General features: G+C 72.3%; 17 protein-coding genes. 14 read left to right on the forward strand and 3 right to left on the reverse strand.

Translation table 11 applies throughout. The features are described from left to right. Positions 1–13: 13 nt before the first annotated feature. The 13 genes from AB0M54_RS38935 to AB0M54_RS38995 are packed head-to-tail and all read left to right on the forward strand — an operon-like array spanning position 14 to position 14299. Positions 14–1258, forward strand: a complete 1245-nt coding sequence (locus tag AB0M54_RS38935) for an inositol-3-phosphate synthase (RefSeq protein WP_364476978.1) — start codon at positions 14–16, stop codon at positions 1256–1258. Further along, a complete protein-coding gene (locus AB0M54_RS38940) occupies positions 1255–2307 on the forward strand; it encodes an SCO3242 family prenyltransferase (RefSeq protein ID WP_364476980.1) in 1053 nt (350 codons plus the stop codon). Before AB0M54_RS38935 ends, AB0M54_RS38940 begins: the two co-directional genes overlap by 4 nt. Further along, the gene (locus tag AB0M54_RS38945; RefSeq protein WP_364476982.1) at positions 2304–3290 is read left to right on the forward strand and encodes a sugar phosphate isomerase/epimerase family protein; all 987 of its coding nucleotides are present in this window, start codon (positions 2304–2306) and stop codon (positions 3288–3290) included. The genes AB0M54_RS38940 and AB0M54_RS38945 overlap by 4 nt, the downstream gene beginning before the upstream one ends. Continuing rightward, complete coding sequence (locus AB0M54_RS38950) at positions 3287–3838, forward strand: EboA domain-containing protein (RefSeq protein WP_364476984.1); 552 nt, start codon at positions 3287–3289, stop codon at positions 3836–3838. Before AB0M54_RS38945 ends, AB0M54_RS38950 begins: the two co-directional genes overlap by 4 nt. 5 nt (positions 3839–3843) lie before the next feature. Further along, a complete protein-coding gene (locus tag AB0M54_RS38955) occupies positions 3844–4692 on the forward strand; it encodes a TatD family hydrolase (protein WP_364319753.1) in 849 nt (282 codons plus the stop codon). Further along, the gene (gene eboE / locus AB0M54_RS38960) at positions 4692–5840 is read left to right on the forward strand and encodes a metabolite traffic protein EboE (RefSeq protein WP_364476986.1); all 1149 of its coding nucleotides are present in this window, start codon (positions 4692–4694) and stop codon (positions 5838–5840) included. Before AB0M54_RS38955 ends, eboE begins: the two co-directional genes overlap by 1 nt. 14 nt (positions 5841–5854) lie before the next feature. Beyond that, positions 5855–7279: a nucleotide pyrophosphatase/phosphodiesterase family protein gene (locus AB0M54_RS38965; protein ID WP_364476988.1), complete on the forward strand. Its 1425-nt coding sequence runs from the start codon at positions 5855–5857 to the stop codon at positions 7277–7279. Continuing rightward, entirely contained in the window at positions 7276–8346 is a 1071-nt protein-coding gene (locus AB0M54_RS38970) for a polyprenyl synthetase family protein (protein WP_364319689.1), read from the forward strand. Before AB0M54_RS38965 ends, AB0M54_RS38970 begins: the two co-directional genes overlap by 4 nt. 58 nt (positions 8347–8404) lie before the next feature. Further along, entirely contained in the window at positions 8405–9643 is a 1239-nt protein-coding gene (locus tag AB0M54_RS38975) for a glycosyltransferase family 4 protein (protein WP_364319687.1), read from the forward strand. Then, positions 9640–11094 (forward strand): O-antigen ligase family protein, encoded by a 1455-nt coding sequence (locus tag AB0M54_RS38980; RefSeq protein ID WP_364476990.1) that lies wholly within the window; start codon positions 9640–9642, stop codon positions 11092–11094. The genes AB0M54_RS38975 and AB0M54_RS38980 overlap by 4 nt, the downstream gene beginning before the upstream one ends. Then, positions 11060–12049, forward strand: a complete 990-nt coding sequence (locus AB0M54_RS38985) for a Wzz/FepE/Etk N-terminal domain-containing protein (protein WP_364476992.1) — start codon at positions 11060–11062, stop codon at positions 12047–12049. The genes AB0M54_RS38980 and AB0M54_RS38985 overlap by 35 nt, the downstream gene beginning before the upstream one ends. Continuing rightward, a complete protein-coding gene (locus tag AB0M54_RS38990) occupies positions 12046–13536 on the forward strand; it encodes a flippase (RefSeq protein ID WP_364476994.1) in 1491 nt (496 codons plus the stop codon). Before AB0M54_RS38985 ends, AB0M54_RS38990 begins: the two co-directional genes overlap by 4 nt. Then, positions 13526–14299: a sulfotransferase gene (locus tag AB0M54_RS38995; protein WP_364476996.1), complete on the forward strand. Its 774-nt coding sequence runs from the start codon at positions 13526–13528 to the stop codon at positions 14297–14299. Before AB0M54_RS38990 ends, AB0M54_RS38995 begins: the two co-directional genes overlap by 11 nt. A gap of 5 nt (positions 14300–14304) precedes the next feature. Here AB0M54_RS38995 and AB0M54_RS39000 read toward each other — a convergent pair whose 3' ends face one another. Beyond that, positions 14305–15540 carry a helix-turn-helix domain-containing protein gene (locus AB0M54_RS39000; protein ID WP_364319677.1) on the reverse strand — a complete coding sequence of 412 codons (1236 nt, stop codon included), beginning with the start codon at positions 15538–15540 and terminating at the stop codon, positions 14305–14307. Between the two features lie 139 nt (positions 15541–15679). Between AB0M54_RS39000 and AB0M54_RS39005 the strand changes: the two genes are divergently transcribed. Continuing rightward, positions 15680–17710: a M6 family metalloprotease domain-containing protein gene (locus tag AB0M54_RS39005; protein ID WP_364476997.1), complete on the forward strand. Its 2031-nt coding sequence runs from the start codon at positions 15680–15682 to the stop codon at positions 17708–17710. A gap of 66 nt (positions 17711–17776) precedes the next feature. Here the strand turns inward: AB0M54_RS39005 and AB0M54_RS39010 are convergent, their stop codons facing one another. After that, positions 17777–18409, reverse strand: coding sequence for a class F sortase (locus AB0M54_RS39010; RefSeq protein WP_364476999.1), 633 nt, complete (start codon positions 18407–18409; stop codon positions 17777–17779). Further along, on the reverse strand, positions 18406–19230 hold the full coding sequence (locus AB0M54_RS39015; protein ID WP_364477001.1) for a DUF4397 domain-containing protein: 825 nt from the start codon (positions 19228–19230) through the stop codon (positions 18406–18408). The genes AB0M54_RS39010 and AB0M54_RS39015 overlap by 4 nt, the downstream gene beginning before the upstream one ends. Positions 19231–19266 lie beyond the last annotated feature (36 nt).

Raw genomic sequence — 19266 nt, forward strand, 5'->3', positions numbered from 1 at the left:
TGGAGGTCCGCTGATGCGTACCGGAATCTGGCTGATCGGCGCACGCGGCTCGGTGGCGGTCACCGCCACCGTCGGCGCGTTCGCCCTCAAGGCACGCCTGACCGACACCACCGGATGCGTCACCGAGTTGCCGCCGCTGAGCAGCCCCGCGCTGCCCGGCTGGGGCGAACTCGTGTTCGGCGGCCACGACATCGTCAGCACGCCGGTGGTGAAGAAGGCCGAGGCCCTCGCCGCCGCCGGCGTGCTGCCCGGCCGGCTGGTCGCCGCGCTCACCGACGAGCTGACCGACCACGAGGACAACATCCGGCCGCTGCCCACCGCCGACACCCAGGAACACGCGGCGCAGCTCATCGCGGCGGACATCGCCGGCTTCCGCGCCCGGCATTCTCTCGATCTGGTCGTGGTCGTCAACGTCTCCACCACCGAACCCCTGTTCGATGACTCGTCCGCCACCCTCGGCTCGTTGCCCGGCAGCTCGCTGGCGGCCTACGCGGCGTTCTCCGTGGGCTGCCCGTTCATCGACTTCACCCCGTCGACCGGCGCGCGGCTGCCCTTCCTGGACGCTTTCGCGCGCTCCCGCAACGTCGTGTACGCCGGGAACGACGGCAAGACCGGCGAAACGCTGGTCAAGTCGGTGCTGGCGCCCATGTTCGCCATGCGCAACCTGCGCGTCCGCAGCTGGTCCGGGCTCAACCTGCTCGGCGGCGGCGACGGCGCCAACCTCGCCGACCCCGCCGCCAACGCCGCCAAGGTGGCCAGCAAACAGCGCGTGCTCGGCGACGCCCTCGGCTACGAGCCGTCCGGCACCAGCCGCATCGACTACGTCGAGGAGATCGGCGACTTCAAGACCGCCTGGGACCTGGTCACCTTCCAGGGCTTCCTGGGCACCGGCATGCGCGTCGAGTTCACCTGGCACGGCTGCGACTCGGCCCTGGCCGCGCCGCTGGTGCTCGACCTGGCCCGGCTGACCGCGGCCGCCCAGCGCAGCGGCCGCAGCGGGCCGCTGCCCGAGCTCGGCTTCTTCTTCAAGGACCCGATCGGCGACGGGCCGTCGGCGCTGGCCGAACAGTGGGCGCTGCTGGTCGGCCTGGTGTCGTCCTTCTCCGGTCCTTCCGCCTCCGGTCCTTCCGCCTCCGGCCCTTCCGCCTCCGGCCCTTCCGCCTCCGGCCCTTCCGCCTCCGGCCCTTCCGCCTCCGGGCCTTTTGATGACGCCGCGTCCTTGCCCTCTTCTCCTTCCTCTTCGGAAGACGGCCGATGAGGTTCCGTGACCTGATCTCGCTCGTGCGCGCTCCCGCCGCCCTCTCCGTGCCCGGGGACGTGGTGGCCGGGGCCGGCGCGGCCGGCGCCCTGTCGCCGTCGACGGCCGGGCTGGCCGGGGCATCGGTCTGTCTCTACTGGGCCGGGATGGCCGCCAACGACTGGGCCGACCGGGAACTCGACGCCGTCGAGCGGCCGGAACGGCCCATCCCGTCCGGGCGGATCTCGCCCCGGGCCGCCTTCGGGATCGCGGCCGGGCTGACCGGGGCCGGGCTGGCTCTCGCCGGGGCGGCCGGCGGGCGGCGGGCACTGGCCGTCGCGGGGCCGCTGGCCGCCGCCGTGTGGGCCTATGACCTGAAGCTGAAGAACACGGCGGCCGGGCCGGCCGGGATGGCAGTGTGCCGGGGGCTGGACGTGATGCTCGGCGCCAGCGGCTCGGCGCGGATGGCCCGAGCGGTGCCGTCGGCGCTGGCTGTGGCGTTGCACACGTACACCGTGACGGCGTTGTCACGGCGCGAGGTGTCGGGAGCCGAGCCGCGGCTGGCCGCGGTCACCCTGGCCACCACGGCGGCGTTGACCGGGGCGGTGGCCACGACGGGCCACCTGTGGAAAACCGCGTCGGAGCGTCGGGCCCACGCGCTACATTCCGGCCCACCCAGTGATGGGGCGGGGGAGGGGGCGGGTCGTCGATCAGCGCAACCCACCCCCCACCGAGGAGGGCGCTGGGACGGGCTGGGCGGCGGGCGGGTCGAGGGCGCGTTCGGGCGCGGCGGGGACGAGCGCGCGGACAAGCGGCGCCGGGCCTGGCGGCTGGCGGCCACGGCCGTGATGGCCGCTGGGTATGCGGTGAAGTACGGCCGTGCCCAGGCCGCCGTCATCGGCGATCCGGCCGCGCCGCGGGTCCGGGCGGCCGTCGGCGCCGGCATCACCTCCTTGCCGTCGCTGCAGGGCGCGCTGGCCGCTCGTTCGGGCGCGCCGTTCGTCGGGATGGCCGTGGCCGCGGCGGCGCCGCTGGCTGGTGCGCTGGCCCGGAAGGTGTCCCCGACATGAGCGCACCGATCACCGGCGAACCGGCAGGCGGCGAGCCCATCATGGGCGGCCCGCTCGGTCGTGGTCCGAGCGCGGGAACGCCGGATGGGCCGTCGATCAAGGCGCCGGCGGGTGAGCGGGCCGGGGGCGGTTCAACCGAGGGCGAGCAGGCGGCCGGAGGAAGGCTGCGCTTCGGCTACGGGACGAACGGGTTCGCCAATCATCGGCTGGATGAGGCGCTCACGGTCATCGCCGAGCTGGGCTATGAGGGTGTGGCGCTGACGCTGGATCACGATCATGTGGATCCGTTCGCGCCGGATGTCGCGAAGCAGGTTGGCCGGGCCGCGGATCGGCTGCGGGATCTCGGGCTGGGTGTGGTGGTCGAGACGGGGGCCCGGTATCTGCTGGATGCCTGGCGGAAGCACGCGCCGACCCTGTTGCACGACGACCGGGGCAGGCGGCTGGAGTTTCTGCGGCGGGCCTGTGACATCGGGGCCGATCTGGGGGCCGAAGCGGTGTCGTTCTGGGCGGGGGTCAGGCCGGACGACGTCGACCCGGACACGGCCTGGAAGCGGCTGGTCGACGGGGTTGCCGAGGTGCTGGGGTACGCGCGGACGAAGGTCGGGTTCGAGCCGGAGCCGGGGATGCTGGTGCAGGACATCGCGGACTGGCGGCGGCTCCGGCATGACCTGGGCGATCCGGCCGAGCTGGGCATCACGCTCGACATCGGGCACTGCCGGTGCCTGGAGGATCTGGGCGTGCCCGAGTGTGTTCTCGCTGTGCGGGAACACCTGGTCAACGTGCAGATCGATGACATGCGCCGGGGGGTTCACGAGCATCTGGAGTTCGGCGAGGGGGAGATCGACTTTCCGCCGGTGCTGCGGGCGCTGCGCGAGGCCGACTACCGGGGGCTGGTCGCGGTCGAGCTGCCGCGGCACTCGCACGCGGCGCCGGACGTGGCCCGGCGGTCGATCGATTTCCTGAGAGGAGCGGCGGCGGAATGACCCTGGACGACCTGCGCGAGGCGCTGCCGGACAAGGAATGGCTGAAAAGCGCACAAAATGCTACCGAGATCACCCGCCTCTTCACGCGAGCCGACCGTCAGCTCGGCCGCGACGAGATCGCGCCGGGCTGGACCGCGGGGCAGGCGGGACGAGCGTTGCTCCTCGGCGGGCAGAGCCCTGAGCAGATCAGAGAGCTGTACGACCATGGCGACGCCGCCGAGAAGCTGGCCGTGCTGAAAGCGCTCCCCCTGCTGCCGATCAAGGACGCCGGCGTGCCGCTGCTGCTGGACGCGTTGCGCACCAACGACACCCGGCTGGTCGCGGCCGCGCTGGGCCCGTACGCGCGGCACCTGGACGCGGCGACCTGGCGCCAGGGCGTCATCAAGATCGTTTTCATGGGCGTACCCCTCGCCGAAGTGGAAGACCTGGACGAGCGCGCCGACGCCGAGCTGGCCCAGATGCTCCGCTCGCTGGCCGACGAGCGGGCGGCCGCCGGCCGGGAGATGTCGGCCGACGCCACCGCCCTGCTGAACCGACTGGAGGCGTGACCACCGTGCGCATCTTCGATCCCCATATCCACATGACCTCGCGGACCACGGACGACTACGCGGCGATGGCGGCGCACGGCGTGAAGGCCGTCGTCGAGCCGGCCTTCTGGCTGGGCCAGCCGCGGACCAACCCGGGCTCGTTCGCCGACTACTTCGACTCGCTGATCGGCTGGGAGCCGTTCCGGGCGGCGCAGTACGGCATCCGCCATCACGCCACGATCGCGCTGAACCCGAAGGAGGCCAACGACCCCCGCTGCCGCCCGGTGCTCGACCTGCTGCCCCGCTATCTGGACAAGGACGGCGTGGTCGCGGTGGGTGAGATCGGGTACGACTCGATGTCGCCGGTCGAGGACGAGGTGTTCGCCGCCCAGCTGGCCCTGGCCGTCGAGTTCGAGCTCCCGGCGCTGGTGCACACCCCCCATCGGGACAAGGCGGCGGGTACGAAGCGGACGCTCGACGTCGTCAAGGAGTCGGGCATCGAACCGGGCCACGTCCTGGTCGACCACCTCAACGAGGTCACGGTGGGCCTGGTCCAGGACAGCGGATGCTGGATGGGCTTCTCGATCTACCCGGACACCAAGATGTCCCCGCCGCGCATGGTGGACATCCTCAAGGAGCGCGGCACCGAGCGGATCCTGGTCAACTCGGCCGCCGACTGGGGCAAGTCCGACCCGCTGCTGACCGTGGCGACGGCCGAGGCGATGCTCGCGGCCGGCTTCACCACCGACGACGTCGACAAGGTGCTGTGGCGGAACCCGGTCGAGTTCTACGCCCAGTCGGGCAAGCTCGACCTGGGCGAGACGACGACCGACGCCACCTTCGAGGGCAGCTCGATCCTGCGGGGCGGCAGCTGATGCGCCTCCGCCACCGTGACGGGCAGACCGTGCACCTGTCCTACTGCACGAATGTGCACGCCGCCGAGGAGCTGGACGGCATCATCGAGCAGCTCGACACGTACGCGCTGCCGATCCGCGAGAAGCTCGGCACCAACGTCCTGGGGCTGGGCCTGTGGATCGCCGCCCCGGCGGCCTCCGAGCTGGTCTCCGACTCCGCCAAGATCGAGAGGCTCAGGCGGGAGATCGCGACAAGAGGCCTCGAGGTGGTCACCCTCAACGGCTTCCCGTACGCCGCCTTCCAGCAACCGGTGGTCAAGGGCGCCGTGTACGAGCCGGACTGGACCACGCCGGCGCGGCTCACGTACACGCTGAATCTGGCCCGGATCCTGGAGCGGCTGATGCCCGAGGACGCCGTCCGCGGCTCGGTCTCCACGCTGCCGCTGGCCTGGCGTACCCCCTGGGACGACGAACGCCGGGACGCCTGCCGCCGGTCGATGGACGTGCTGGCCAGCGAGCTGGGCCGGCTCGACCGCACGGTGCGGGTGGCGTTCGAGCCCGAGCCGGGCTGCGTCGTGGAGAACACCACGCAGGCGGCCGAGATGTTCAGGGACGCGGACACCGAGCGGCTCGGCGTCTGCCTCGACCTGGCCCACCTGGCCTGCGCCTGGGAAGACCCGGCGGCCGCCCTGCAACGGCTGCGCGAGGCGGGCGTGCCCGTCGTGAAGACCCAGGTGTCGGCCGCCCTGGCCAGCGACGACCCGGAACGCGACGCCGAGGTGCTGGCCCAGTACGTCGAGCCGCGTTTCCTGCACCAGACCCGGGGGCGGGCCGGCCTGTCCACCGACGATCTGGACGACGCCCTGGCCGGCGACCGCGGCCAGCCCTGGCGGATCCACTACCACGTGCCGATCCACGCCCAGCCGGTCCCGCCGCTGCGGGCCACCACCGGTGTGCTGCGGGACGCGCTGCGGGTGCTGGTCGGCGGGGCCACGGCCGAGTGCGACCACCTCGACGTGGAGACGTACACCTGGAACGTGCTTCCGGAGGGGTCGCGGCCGCGCGATCCCGTCGAGCTGGTGGCGGGCATCGCCGCCGAGCTGGACCACGCTCGCGGCCTGCTGGACGAACTGAATCTCAACCGGGAGAAGGTCACATGGCAGGGTTGAGGGAGAGCCGAGCCGTGAAACCGTTGCTGGTGATCGACGTGGTCGGGCTGACCCCGCGGCTGCTGGAGCACATGCCCCGGCTGCGGGCGTTGGCCGGGCGGGGCTTCCAGGCGCCGCTGGGCACGGTGCTCCCGGCGGTCACCTGCTCGGCCCAGTCCACCTTCCTGACCGGGGAGCTGCCCAGCGGGCACGGCGTGGTCGGCAACGGCTGGTACTTCCGGGAGCTGGGGGAGGTCCTCCTCTGGCGGCAGCACAACCGGCTGGTCGGCGGCGAGAAGCTGTGGGAGGCGGCGCGGAAGGCCCGGCCCGGGCTGACCGTCGCCAACGTCTGCTGGTGGTACGCGATGGGCATGGACGTCGACTGGACGGTCACGCCCCGGCCGATCTACCACGCCGACGGCCGCAAGGACCCGGACTGCTACACCTACCCGCCCGAGCTGCACGACGACCTGACCTCGGCGCTGGGCACGTTCCCGCTGTTCAGCTACTGGGGCGCGGGCGCCGGGATCACCTCGTCGGCCTGGATCGTGAAGGCCGCCCAGCGCATCCTGGCGCAGAAGAAGCCCGACATCACGCTGGTGTACGTGCCCCACCTGGACTACGACCTGCAGCGGTTCGGGCCGTCCGCCCCGCAGGCCGCGGCCGCCGCCCGTGAGCTCGACGAGGAGCTGGCGCCGTTGCTCGAGGCCGACGCCACGGTCGTGGTGCTGTCCGAGTACGGGATCGTCGACGTCGACCGGCCGGTCGACGTCAACCGGATGCTTCGCTCGGAGGGCCTGCTCGAGGTCTACACCCAGGCCGGGATGGAATACCTCGACACCTGGACCAGCCGGGCCTTCGCGGTGGCCGACCACCAGGTCGCGCACGTCTACGTGAAGGACCCGGCGGACATCCCGGCGGTGGCCAAGCGCTGTGCCGAGCTGCCCGGGGTGGCCGAGGTGCTGGACGCGGCCGGGAAGGCCGGGCACGGCCTCGACCACGAACGCTCCGGTGACCTGGTGCTGGTCGCCGAGCCGAACGCGTGGTTCACCTACTACTACTGGCTGGACGACGCCCGCGCCCCGGACTTCGCCCGGTTGGTCGAGATCCACCGCAAGCCCGGCTACGACCCGGCCGAGCTGTTCTTCGACCCGGCCGGCCCGGGTGCGGCGAAGGCCCGGGCCGGGGCGGCCCTGCTGCGGAAGAAGGTCGGCCTGCGCTACCTGATGAACGTGGTCGGGCTGGACGCCGGCGCCCGCGCGGTGCGCGGTTCGCACGGACGCCTGCCGGACGATCCGCGGGACGCGCCGGTCCTGATCTGTTCCGACCCCGCGTACGCGCGGGAGCAGATCGCCGCGACCGAGGTCAAGGCCCTGCTCCTGCAACTCGCTGTGCCGCCACCGAAGCCTGGTCCTTCGGACGGCGCGGAGAACCACCACCCCTCCGGGGCTCCATCATGACGGTCGGGTCGGCCGTCGGGGTGACCGCGGAGGATCTGGCCCGCCGCTTCGACCAGGCCCTCACCGGTTTCCTGGACGGGCAGGGCCCACAGTGGCCCGACGGCGCCCCGCACGGCGTGCTCGACGCCTGCCGGCGGTTCATCCTGGCCGGCGGCAAGCGGCTGCGCCCGATGTTCTGCTACTGGGGCTGGCGCGGGGCGGGCGGACCGGACGGCCCGGAGATCATCACCGCGTCGGCCAGCCTGGAGCTGTTCCACGCGTTCGCGCTGATCCACGACGACATCATGGACGGCAGCGACCAGCGCCGCGGCCGCCCGTCCATGCACCGGCACTTCACCGACCTGCACAACCGGCACCGCTGGCGGGGTGACGCCGCCCGGTACGGCCACAGCGCCGCCCTGCTCGGCGGCGACCTCTGCGCCGCCTGGGCCGACCAGATGTTCACCGGGTCAGGGCTGCCGCCGGAGTGGATCCAGCGCGGTCACCGTCTGTTCACGCTCATGCGCACCGAGGTGATCGCCGGGCAGTACCTCGACCTGGTGTCCAGTGTCGGCGACGGCTCGGTGGCCGGCGCGCTGACCGTGATCCGGATGAAGGCCGCCCGCTACACCGTGACCCGGCCGTTGCAGATCGGCGCGGCGCTGGCCGGCGCCGAGCCGGAGACCCTGGCCGCGCTGCTGCGGTTCGGCGACCCGCTCGGTGACGCGTTTCAATTGCGTGACGATGTGCTCGGCGTCTTCGGCGACCCCTCGGTGACCGGCAAACCCGTCCTTGATGATCTTAGAGAGGGCAAACCGACCGTCCTCATCGCACTGACCCGGGAACGTAGTGATGCAGGTCAGAGCGATAAATTCAAAAATCTCTTCGGCCGGGCGGATCTGGACCCCGCAGGTGCAGAAGATCTGCGTACGATCATCGCCGCCACCGGTGCGCTCGACCGGGTGGAAGACATGATCACGGTGCGGGCCGAGTCGGCGGTCGCGGCACTGACCGACGCGCCCATCTCCGACGAGGCCCGCGCCGCTCTGGCCACCCTTGCCGGCAGCGTTGTTGACCGCACCAGATAAGTCGTTCTTGACCGCACCAGATAAGTATTGAGGCCCTCCGATACCCCAGGGGACCCGTGTGACACTGAACGAGCTCGACACCGAGGACACCGACACCAGGATGCGCGCGCCCGCGATCATCCGGCCGCGGCAGTCGCCCGAGAACGCCGACCGCCCCACCGGCTGGCGCCCGCTGCGCATCGCCATGGTCGGGCAGAAGGGCATGCCCGCGACCTACGGCGGCATCGAACGGCACGTCGAGGAGCTCGGCGCCCGGCTGGTCGCGCTCGGCCACGAGGTGACGGTCTACTGCCGCGACAGCTACGACGCGATGCCGATGGACCAGTACCGCGGGGTGCGATTGCGGCGTACCCGCACGATCGCCACCAAGCACTTCGACGCGATCGCCCACGCCGCCACCGCCACCCTGGCCGCCCTCAAGGACAAGCCCGACGTGCTGCATTACCACGGCATCGGGCCGGGCCTGGTCGCGCCGCTGCCGCGCTACCTGTCCCGGGTCCGGGTCGTGCAGACCATCCACGGGCTGGACAACCAGCGGGCCAAGTGGGGCCGGCTGGCCCGCGCGGTGCTCGGCGCGGCCCACTGGTGCAGTGGCCGCGTGCCCGACGTACGCATCACGGTCTCCCGCACCCTGGCCACCCACTACCAGGACCGGTTCGGCACCGACACCCGCTACGTGCCCAACGGGGTCGGCGCCCAGCGCAGCGTGCCCGCCCAGCAGATCGTCAGCCGGTTCGGCCTGACCGAGCAGGGCTACCTGCTGCTGGTCGGCCGGCTCGTCCCGGAGAAGGCCGCCGACCTGCTGATCCGCGCCTTCCGGCGGCTCGACACCACCCTCAAGCTGGCCGTGGTCGGCGGTTCCTCGTTCAGCGACGAGTACGTCAAGGTCCTGCGCGAGGCGGCCGGTGACGACCCGCGCGTCGTCTTCACCGGCTTCGCCTACGGCGACCTGCTGGCCGAGCTGTACACCAACGCGGCCGGTTTTGTGCAGCCGTCCCGTCTGGAGGGGCTGCCGCTGACCCTGCTGGAGGCGTGCGCGTACGGTCTCCCGGTGGTCGCCAGCGACATCCCGCCGCACGTCGAGCTGCTCGGCTCCGACGACGCCGGCCGGCGCCTGTTCCGCGACGGCGACGAGGACGACCTGGTCGCCGCCCTGACCCGGCTGCTCGCCGAGCCGAGGACCGAGCGGCTCGCCGCCACCCGGCACGGCGGCCGGCTGCGCGCGCAGTACAGCTGGGACACCGCCGCCCGCGAGGTCGAGCAGGTCTACCTGTCCGTGGTGAGGACGAAGTCTTGACCTCTCGCCTGCTCACCGGCGCGATGGCGGTGGCCTCCGCGGTCGCGGCCGGGTTCACCGCCTGGGCGCTCGGCGAGGGCGCGCTCGGCCTGGCCGTGCTGCCGGTGGCCGCCGCGCTGGGCCTGGTCGTGGGCGCGCTGGCGCTCACCCGGTTCGGCGCGTACGCGCTGCTCATGCTCGCCGTCCGGCCGATGGTCGACCTGTTCAAGCTGAGCGGTCCGACCGCGGGCAAGGCCGGGGTGGACGCCGAGGGGGTCAGCCGCACCCTCGATCCGTCGACGATCCTCGGCGTGCTGTTCCTGATCGCCGCCGGGCTGTGGCTGGCCGCCCGCGCCCGCGAGCACGGCCGGCTGCGCACCACGCCGCTGACCGTGGCGCTGCTCATGGTCGGCGCGACCGCGCTGGTGAGTGCCCTGGGCGCCGACAAGGTGCCGAACAGCCTGCTGGAGGCGCTGCGGATCCTCACCGTGGTCGTCATGTTCGTGGTTCTCGAGCAACTTCTCGGCGATCACCGGTACGCGCGGCGGATCCTGCTCGCCGTCTACGGGTCGCTGGCCATCGTGGTGGCGTACACGGTGATCCTGTCCCTGACCGGGAACCCGCCGGCCGAGGTCAAGGGCAGCTTCGTCCGCATCAGCGGGCCCTTCGCGCAGTCCACCACGTTCGGCCGGTACCTGATGTTCCTGCTGATCTTCGGGTTCGGGATCTTCCGGTACGTGCACGGCCGGCTCCGTGTGGCGCTGGGTGTGCTGCTCGGCCTGTCGTTCGTCTTCCTGCTGCTCACCAACACCCGCAGCGCGATCCTCGGCCTGGCCATCGGGCTGATCGTGGTGGCGCTGGTGCAGCGCAGCGCCCGCATGCTGCTGGCGCTGGGCCTGGCCGCCGTGCTCGGCGTCGCGCTGCTGCCCGCGGTGGGTGACCGGTTCGCCCAGCTGGCCGAGGCGCGCCAGGTGGGCGGGGCGCCGACCGGGAACACCCTGGCCTGGCGGCTCGGCTACTGGTCGGAGATCGTCTCGCTGGCCAACCGGAACCCGGTGACCGGGATCGGGCCGAACATGACCCAGTTCCAGACCGACGAGGCGAAGAAGCCGCACAACGACTTCCTGCGGGCGTACGTGGAGACCGGCGTCGTCGGGCTGCTGGCCTACCTGGCCATGATGGTCCTGCTGCTCCTGGCCGGGCTGCGGGCGCTGCGCCGGGCGCCACCGGGTACGCTCGCGCGCGGCATCGCGGCGGGGAATCTCGGCTGCGCGGTCGCCTTCGTGGCGATCAGCGCCGTGTCCAATGTGCTGTCCAGTGTGGCGACGCTGTGGTACCTGGTGGCATTCGCGGCGGTGGCCGGGGCGGCCCCGGCGCTCGAGGTCGTGACGACCGAGCCGGTGACGAGCAGGCCGGTGACGAACAAGGTCGAGGAGCATGGAGACAGTGGACTATCTCGGCACAGCGCGTAAGCGGCTGCCCATCCTGATCGGCCTCCCGGTTCTCGCCGCGCTGGTCGCGACCGTGGTCGTGCTCCTGACCCCGCCGAAGTACGCGGTGACGACCTACGTCGCGGCGCCGGCGCTGATCGGCGGCGTGGCCGCCCAGCAGTTCTCCGGCCAGCAGGGCGCCAACCAGTTCGTGGCCGCCTTCTCGGCCGCGGCCACCTCGCCCAAGGTGATCGACCAGGTCGCCGCGGACACCGGGGTGGGCCAGGACGAGCTTCGCGACGGCGTGGAGGTCAAGCAGGTCGGCGCGAGCAGCCAGCTCACCCTGACCTTCACCGGCTCGGACCGGGCCACGGTGGCGCCGGTCGCCACCTCGATGACCGGCCGGGCCCTGACCTTCCTGTTCGCCTCCCAGGTCGACGTGGCCACCCAGCAGGTGGCGGCGGCCGAGGCGGACGTGACCGCGGCGACCAAGAAGATCACCGACTGGGAGACGGCCAACAAGGTCACCCAGCCCGACAAGCTGTTCCAGGCCACCCTGGCCGAGCAGAGCAACCTGCGCCGGCAGGAGCTGGAGATGTCCGCGGTGGGCAACACCAAGGGCGCGTCGGCGGCCAAGGACGCGCTGGAGGACAACGAGAAGCGGCTCAACGACATCGGCCCGAAGCTGCCCGGCTACCAGGCGCTGATCGCGCAGCGGGACGCCTCGACCAACGCCCTCGCCAACGCCCAGCAGGGCCTGCAGGCGGCCAAGGCGCAGGTAGGCGCGGCCGACCCGAAGTCGGTGTCCAGCACCGGCGAGGTCGTCTCCGACTCCAAGCTCTCCGCGCTGGCCCAGACCGTGCCGCCGGTGGCCGGCGCCGGCCTGCTGATCGCCGTGCTGCTGATCGTCCTGCTCGAGATCGTGCGACGGCCCACCGCCCCTTTTGACGGCTCGATCCCGTCGCCCCGGCGGGAGAAGGAGCCGGCTTCGGTATGACGGTCGGGGCGGACCGGCAGATCCGGGGCATCGCCCGCGGCGGGGTGCTCAACCTGGCCGGGGCGATCCTCGGCCAGGCCGCGGTCTTCGGGGTCCTGCTGCTGCTGGCCCGTGTGCTCGGCGAGGACGAGGTCGGGCGCTACGCCCAGGGGTACGCGGTCCTGACCCTGCTCGGCCTGCTCGCCCTGTCCGGCTTCCGGGCCGGCGTGACCCGGTTCGTGGCCGTGCACCTGGCCGACGACGACCCGGCCGCGGTCCGCGGCACCGTACGCCTGGCCCTGCTCGTCTCCGGCGGCTCGGCCGCCCTGCTCGGCGTGGTCCTGGCCCTGGCCGCGCCGTGGCTGGCCGAGCGCCTGCACGACCCGGCCCTGACCGGCGGCCTCCGGCTGATGGCCCTCACCCTGCCCGCCTCCACGGTGATGGAGGCGGCGCTCGCCGCCACCCGGGGCTGGCGCAGCCAGAAGGCGTTCACGCTGGTCGGGCAGATCTACGAGCCCGCCTGCCGCCTGGTCATCACGGCCGCGCTGCTGCTGGCCGGGTTCGGGGTCGGCGGCGCCTTCACCGCCCTGGTCGTGTCGGCCTGGTCGGCGGCGGTGCTCGCGCTGCTGGCGCTGCGGAAGCGGCTGGCCGCGCTGACCGGCGACGGGCACACGTACGCGCCCCGGCAGCTCTTCTCGTTCTCCACCGTGAGCTGGGTGTCCTCGCTGGCCTCGACCGGCCTGATCTGGCTCGACACGCTGCTGCTGGGCTTCTTCGCCAGCCCGGACATCGGCGTCTACAACGTCTCCACGCGGCTGGTCACGGTGGCGGTGTTCGTGCTCGCCCCGCTCAACGCGGCCTTCGCGCCGTACCTGGCCGACCTCTACCACCGCGGCGAGCTGGACCAGGTGCGGGCCAGCTACCGGGCGGTGACCGGCTGGGTGATCCGGCTGTCGCTGCCCGCCTTCGCGGCGCTGCTGGCCTTCCCGGACGAGCTGCTGACGCTCTTCGGCAACGCCTACGCGGCCGGGGCGGCGGTCACCGTGATCCTGGCCGTGGGGCAGCTGGTCAACGCGGCCACCGGACCGTGTGGCACGGTGCTGAACATGTCCGGCCAGGTCGCGCTGAACATGGCCGACAACGTGGCCGCCCTCGTCCTCAACGTGCTGCTCAACCTCGTGCTGATCCCGGAGTACGGCATCGTCGGGGCCGCGGTGGCCTGGGCCGCCTCGCTGACCGTGGTCAACCTGGCGCGGGTGATCCAGGTGCGGCGGCTGATCGCCACGCTGCCGGCGTCCCGGGGCATGGCCAAGGGACTGCTGGCCGGGGTGGCCGCGCTGGCCGTGGGGCTGGTGCTCGAGGCGGTGCTGCCGTCCGGCCCGGCCGGGCTGATCGTGGGCCTGGTCGCGATCGCCGGTGTCTACGCCGGGACGGTGCTGGCGCTGGGGCTGGGCCGGGAGGACCGGATGGTGCTGCGGGCGTTGCGGAGGGGTGCGCGTGCGAGTTGACGCTCTACGGCGGGCGGTGCGCTCCTCGCGGGCGTACGGCAAAGCGGTTCTGCCCCTGCCCCTGGGCCGGCTGCCGGAGTTCCTGGTGATCGGCGGGCAGCGGTGTGGCACCACGTCGCTCTACCGCTACCTGGCGGCGCACCCGTCGGTGCGGCCGGCCACCGGCAAGGAGCTCCAGTTCTTCAGCCTGCACCACGGCCGGGGCGAACGCTGGTACCGGGCGCACTTCCCGGTGCGACCGCAGTCGATCCACAGCTTCGAGGCGTCGCCCTACTACCTGTTCGACCCGGCCGTGCCCGCGCGCGCCGCCGCCATGCTGCCGGCCTCCCGGTACATCGCCCTGATCCGCGACCCGGCCGAACGCGCCTATTCGCACTACCTGCATTCGGTGGCGTACGGGGTGGAGCAGCTCCCGTTCGCCGAGGCGCTGGACGCCGAACCGGCCCGCCTCGCCTCCGGTGATCACGCCGCGCGACGGCAGTTCAGCTACCAGGCCCGCGGGCGGTACGCCGAGCAGCTCACCCGGTGGTTCGACGCCGCCGGGCGCGATCGCGTGCTGGTCGTCCGTACCGAAGAACTGACCTCGCGGTATGCCGGCATCCTGGCCTTCCTCGGCCTGCCCCCGCAGGAGGCGCCGACCGAGGTGCACACCCGGCGGGCGTCCGGCGCGCCGCCGCTCGACGACGCTCTGCGAGCACGGCTCGACGCGGCGTTCGCCGACGACCAGCACGCCCTGGACGGACTGCTCGCCGACTCCCGGTGAGGACGTCACGGCGACTCCGGCCCGGGCCGGCCCGGTGCCGGAGCGGCGAGCCGGGCCATCTTGAGGGCCAGGTGCAGGCAGAGGCGTTCGGTGCCGTCCTTGAGGTTGGTGCCGGCCAGCTGCTCGACCCGCTGGAGGCGGTAGTAGAGCGTGGTCCGGTGCAGCTGGAGCCGCTCGGCCGTGGCGTGCGCGTTCCCGGCCAGGTCCAGATACGTCTCCAGGGTCTCCACCAGCACCTGGCCGCCGTCCGTGCGCAGCAGCCGCAGCAGGCCCGGGTGCACGTCCCGCGCCTCCAGTCCCTGCTCGTCGAGCAGGCTCACCGCGCGGTAGACGCCCAGCGACGACCAGGCCGCCACCTCGCCCAGGTCGGGCCGCCGCGCCGCGACCCGGGCCGAACGCACCGCCTCCTGGTACGACACCGCCGCCTCGGCCAGCCTCGGGTACGCCTCACCCAGCCCGATCACCGTCCGGCCGACGCCGGGCAGCCGACGCCGGATCGTGTCCAGGCTGTCGGCCAGATGGCGGGCCACCGTGGCCGGCCGCCGCCCCCGGCCGGCGCCGGAGATCAGCAGCAGACCGTGATCGCGGCGCATCAGGTGCAGCGCGGCGTGGTCGCCGTACCACCGGCGGGTCAGCACCAGGGCGTGCTCCACCGCGGCCCGCGCCGGCTCGTCGAACACCGCGTCCCCGGTCGGCCGGACGGCCATCGCCACCACCGGGCCGTCCTCCATGATCAGGCCGTCCTCCAGCAGTTCCTTGGCGGCCCGCTCGCGGCTCTCGGCGACGTCGGACAGCAGCGCCCGGGTGGCCTCGGCCTCCCGCTGCGACGCCAGGTCGCCGAGCAGCCCGGCCCGGTGCAGCACCCGGGACGCGTCGGACGCCGCCTCACCCGCCGCGCGGATGTCCAGATCGGACATCGTCCCGTCGGCGTCGATGAACCAGAGGAAGCCGAGCAGCAGGTCGCGGTGGACGATCGGCAGGCAGACCCGGGGGAGCAGGCCCAGTTCGGGCGCGGCCGGGGTGCGCATGGGCGCCCTGATCCGCTGGACGCCGTGCCCCCGGAACCAGGCGATCACCTCGGGCGTGGTGTGCCGGCTCAGGATGCTCTCCCGGCGCACCTCGTCCATCGGCTCCGAATGCGACGAATACGCGATGACGAGCTGGTGACTGTCCTCGATCAGCGCGGCGCGGCCGACCCGTTGAGCGACGGTGTCGACGATGCGTTGTAGGTCCCCGTGCATCACCCCTCCGAATGCCGATGATTGTCGATGGGGGTGTCACGGTTCAAGGCGTGATCTTCATCAGTTGTCGAAGGGCACACCGGTACCTACCGACATTTGCAGGTATCACTTCCGTCGTCCCGCCCATTACGTTCCGGTGATGCAGCTCACGGACGCAGGGAAACGGCGCGCCGGCCTGGCCGCCGTGCTCGCCGCCGCGTTGGCCACCACCTTCGCCGCCGCCCCCGCCCAGGCCGCTCCGGCCGACCCGGCGACCGGCCCGTTCGCGGTGGTCGACCCGCAGAACTGGGAGAACCCCGACGCGATGACCTGGGACGACTACACCAGGCCGCCCGGCACCGACTGGCCCAACCCGGCTCGCAAGGGCTCGGTCCGCAACTTCAACATCGCACTGGTCACACTGGACTACCCGGACCAGCCGTTCGTGGTGACCCAGCGGGCCGGCTCGACGATCTTCGGCAACCCGCAGCCCGCGGTCTCCGGTCTGGCCCGCGAGGCGGTGCCCGGCTACTACCGCGACCTGCTGAACACGCCGAACACGCTCAACGGCGGGCACACCCTGCACGAGTACTGGATGGAGGACTCGGGCGGGCGCTACGGCGTCGACCTGACCGCGTTCGGGGCGTACAAGATGCCGGCCAAGTCCTACACGTACGGCATCACCAACGACATGAACCCGGGCATGTGCCCGGCCGGCGACACGTGCAACCGCAACATCCGCACGGACGCCCTGAACGCGTGGCGCGCCGACGTCGGCGACGACGTGGCCGACTCGTACGAGCTGGTCTTCATCCTCTCCGCCGGCCAGGACGAGTCGTCCACCTGGCAGGAGTTCGGCGAGATGAAGTTCCAGACCAAGGAGGCCGTCACCGACCCGTTCGGGCCGCCGGTCGAGCCGCAGCCCAACTACGCGCGCACCCGCTACGTCGAGTGGACGTCCTGGGCCTCGGCCGCCACGATCTGGCCCAACGCCGGCGGCGGGTCGTCGACCCAGGCCGAGAGCTCGGGCATGGGGGTGTACGCCCACGAGCTCAGCCACCTGCTGACCATCGGGGACAACTACAACAACCCGTACGGCGTGCCGTTGCGCCGCGCGTACACCGGGCCCTGGTCGATGATGTCCCGCGGATCGTTCAACGGGCCCGGTGGCCCGCACACCCGCTGGCAGATCCCGGCGGTCAAGGGCGGCTCGATGGGCTCGGCCCACACCCTGCGCGACAAGCTGAAGATCGGGCTGGTCGGCGAGGACCACGTGCTGCGGCTGTCCCGTGAGGCGCTGGGGTCGTCCGGTCTGGTGGTGGCCAAGGTGACCGCCCGTGAGGTCGTACCCGGCTCGAACGGTCTGATGGGTGTGAACGTGGCGATGAACGCCGACCGGGCGCCCGCCTGCAACGTCAACACCGACCCGCTGTGCGACGGCCGCGGGTTCCAGAACTACACGGTCGAGGTGATCGACCGGATGGGCGCCGACTCGTTCACGCCCGACTCCGGCGTGATGATCAGCAAGACCAAGAACCAGGACCAGGCGCCGTTCGTGTGGACGGTCGACGCCAACCCGCAGGACATCGACATGGTCGACTTCATCCGCCCGGACGGGACCCCCGCCAAGATCACCATGGGCGACTACCGGCAGCTCTCGGACGCGCTGTTCCACGCCGGGACGCGGTCGGGCTCCGAGTACGAGTACACCGACGAGGCCAACCGGCTGCACTTCTACATCCTGGACGTGAAGCGCGACAACACCGGCGTCCTGTCGTACACGGTGGCGGTGAAGTCGCTGGACGGCTCGGGCGGGCCCAGCACGCACGGCGTGGCCCTCGGCAAGGGCGCGGTCAGCTCCGGCGGCAACCCGGTCAACCGGGGCGTCACCTGCTCGTTCGAGCTGGCCAACACCGGCGCGTACTCGGCCGGCGGCGCGCAGCACCCGGAGAACGCCGCCCAGTACCTGACCTCCGACGTGTACCGGCTCTCCGCCTCGGTGGCCGGCCGCGGCTGGCGGGTGACGGTGCCCAACGAGCTGGCCACGGCCAAGTTCGGCGCCACCACGACGGTCAAGGTGGCGGTCGCCGCGACCCCCGAGGCCGTGGCGACCGGCTTCGTCAAGCTGACCGCGACGTCCGAGTCCGACCCGGCGCAGACCACCACCAAGCAGTGCCGCGTCGACAAGTAGGACCTTCTTGAACAGGGCAGTGGCCGGTTCCCCGTTCCGGCCACTGCCCGCCCTACCTCTCCGTCGCTACTTCTCCGTTGCGGTGACCACCACGTTGTCGCGGTAGTGCCGCGTCTTCGGGTCGAACGGGCCGCCGCAGGTGATCAGCGTCAGCCGGACGGCGCCGTCGCGGACGAAGTACTTGCCCAGCGGGATCGCCGTCTTGCGGTAGCGCTCACGGGCCGTCACCTGGAAGGTACGGGTCTTCCCGCCCGGGCCGGCCAGGGTGATCTCGTCGCCGTCCTCGAGCGAGCCCAGCCGGAAGAACGCGCCATTACCCTCGGCCGCGCTGTCCACGTGCCCGGCCACCACGATCGAACCGGCCGTGGCGGCGAAGCCGGGCCCGAACCGGTACCAGCCCACCCGGTCGACGCTCGGCGGCACCGCGAAGTCGCCGGTCTTCTCGTCGATGCCGACCGCGTCGACGGTGGCCGACAGCTTCAGAGCCGGGACCTCGAGCCGCGAAGGTGCGTCGGCTGCGGCTTCGGTCGGGGGCCGGCCGTCACTGATGGGTACGGACGGGAGCGCGGCCGCCGGGGCCGTCGGCGCCATGGCTTCCGGCGCGCCGAAGTCCCCGGGCGGCTCGGCGCGGCACGCCACGATCCCGAAGGTCGTGGTCAGGGCCACGCCGAGCACCAGGGGGAGTAACCCCTTCCTCATCGGCGGCCGGTCGCCAGCCGGGTCAGCCCGAACAGGGCGAGGAGGACACCGGCGATGCCGACGCCGTACCAGGGCGGGGTGAGCCCGCGGTCGGCCTGGCCACCGTTGCCGCTGGGCACGCCGCCCGGCGCCGAGTGCAGGCCGGTGATCGTCTGCGACACGATGTCCAGGGTCTTGTCCTCGGCCGAGCCCACGGCGTACACGATCGTCGCCGTGCCCTCCTTCAGGTTCAGGCCGGCCGGGCCGAGCACCCGGGTCGACGAGCCGGCCAGCACGACGTCGGCGGACACCGTACCCGCGTCGATGTCGGCCTTGGCCTCCTTCGGGTTGGTCAGGCCCTCGAAGACCGGGTCGCCGCCGGCGCGGACGTCGACCGCCGGCGCGGCCGCGGTGTGCCGGACGATCAGCCGGGCCTTGCCCGCGGCCAGCTTCTTGGTGTCGTTCACGAACGGGGTCAGCGTCGGCTTGCCGTCTTCGCTCAGGTGGGCGACCAGGCTGATGTTCGCGCCCCCGGGCACCTCGGCGTTGTCGACCTTCAGCAGCGCGCTGCCGATCGCGTCGCCGGGCTTGGTCAGCGCGATGTCGTACTCACCGGCGGGCAGGCTGAGCGGCCCCGCGACCTTGCCCGGCTGGAAGTCCGGGATCGTCTTCTTGCCGTTGACGTAGACGTCGACCGGCTGCCCGGGGATGCCGTGCACGACGGAAACCTTCGAGTTGGCCTTGGCCGCGGCCGGGCCGGACAGGAACGCGCCCGCGGTGCCGAAGGCGATCAGGGCCGCCGCGCCTACCGTGGCGGCGCGGCGGAGGTGCAGGATGCGCATCGGAACTCCTTCGGATGATCACGTGGTTGACTTTCG

It is taken from the genome of Actinoplanes sp. NPDC051470 (genome assembly GCF_040682035.1).
Lineage (GTDB): Bacteria > Actinomycetota > Actinomycetes > Mycobacteriales > Micromonosporaceae > Actinoplanes.

Bases quoted from the DNA above. Each gene is read 5' to 3' on its own strand.
- AB0M54_RS38935 (WP_364476978.1), top strand. From the start codon at position 14: ATGCGTACCGGAATCTGGCTGATCGGCGCACGCGGCTCGGTGGCGGTC.
- AB0M54_RS38940 (WP_364476980.1), top strand. From the start codon at position 1,255: ATGAGGTTCCGTGACCTGATCTCGCTCGTGCGCGCTCCCGCCGCCCTC.
- AB0M54_RS38945 (WP_364476982.1), top strand. From the start codon at position 2,304: ATGAGCGCACCGATCACCGGCGAACCGGCAGGCGGCGAGCCCATCATG.
- AB0M54_RS38950 (WP_364476984.1), top strand. From the start codon at position 3,287: ATGACCCTGGACGACCTGCGCGAGGCGCTGCCGGACAAGGAATGGCTG.
- eboE (WP_364476986.1), top strand. From the start codon at position 4,692: ATGCGCCTCCGCCACCGTGACGGGCAGACCGTGCACCTGTCCTACTGC.
- AB0M54_RS38970 (WP_364319689.1), top strand. From the start codon at position 7,276: ATGACGGTCGGGTCGGCCGTCGGGGTGACCGCGGAGGATCTGGCCCGC.
- AB0M54_RS38985 (WP_364476992.1), top strand. From the start codon at position 11,060: ATGGAGACAGTGGACTATCTCGGCACAGCGCGTAAGCGGCTGCCCATC.
- AB0M54_RS38990 (WP_364476994.1), top strand. From the start codon at position 12,046: ATGACGGTCGGGGCGGACCGGCAGATCCGGGGCATCGCCCGCGGCGGG.
- AB0M54_RS39000 (WP_364319677.1), bottom strand. From the start codon at position 15,540: ATGCACGGGGACCTACAACGCATCGTCGACACCGTCGCTCAACGGGTC.
- AB0M54_RS39005 (WP_364476997.1), top strand. From the start codon at position 15,680: ATGCAGCTCACGGACGCAGGGAAACGGCGCGCCGGCCTGGCCGCCGTG.
- AB0M54_RS39010 (WP_364476999.1), bottom strand. From the start codon at position 18,409: ATGAGGAAGGGGTTACTCCCCCTGGTGCTCGGCGTGGCCCTGACCACG.
- AB0M54_RS39015 (WP_364477001.1), bottom strand. From the start codon at position 19,230: ATGCGCATCCTGCACCTCCGCCGCGCCGCCACGGTAGGCGCGGCGGCC.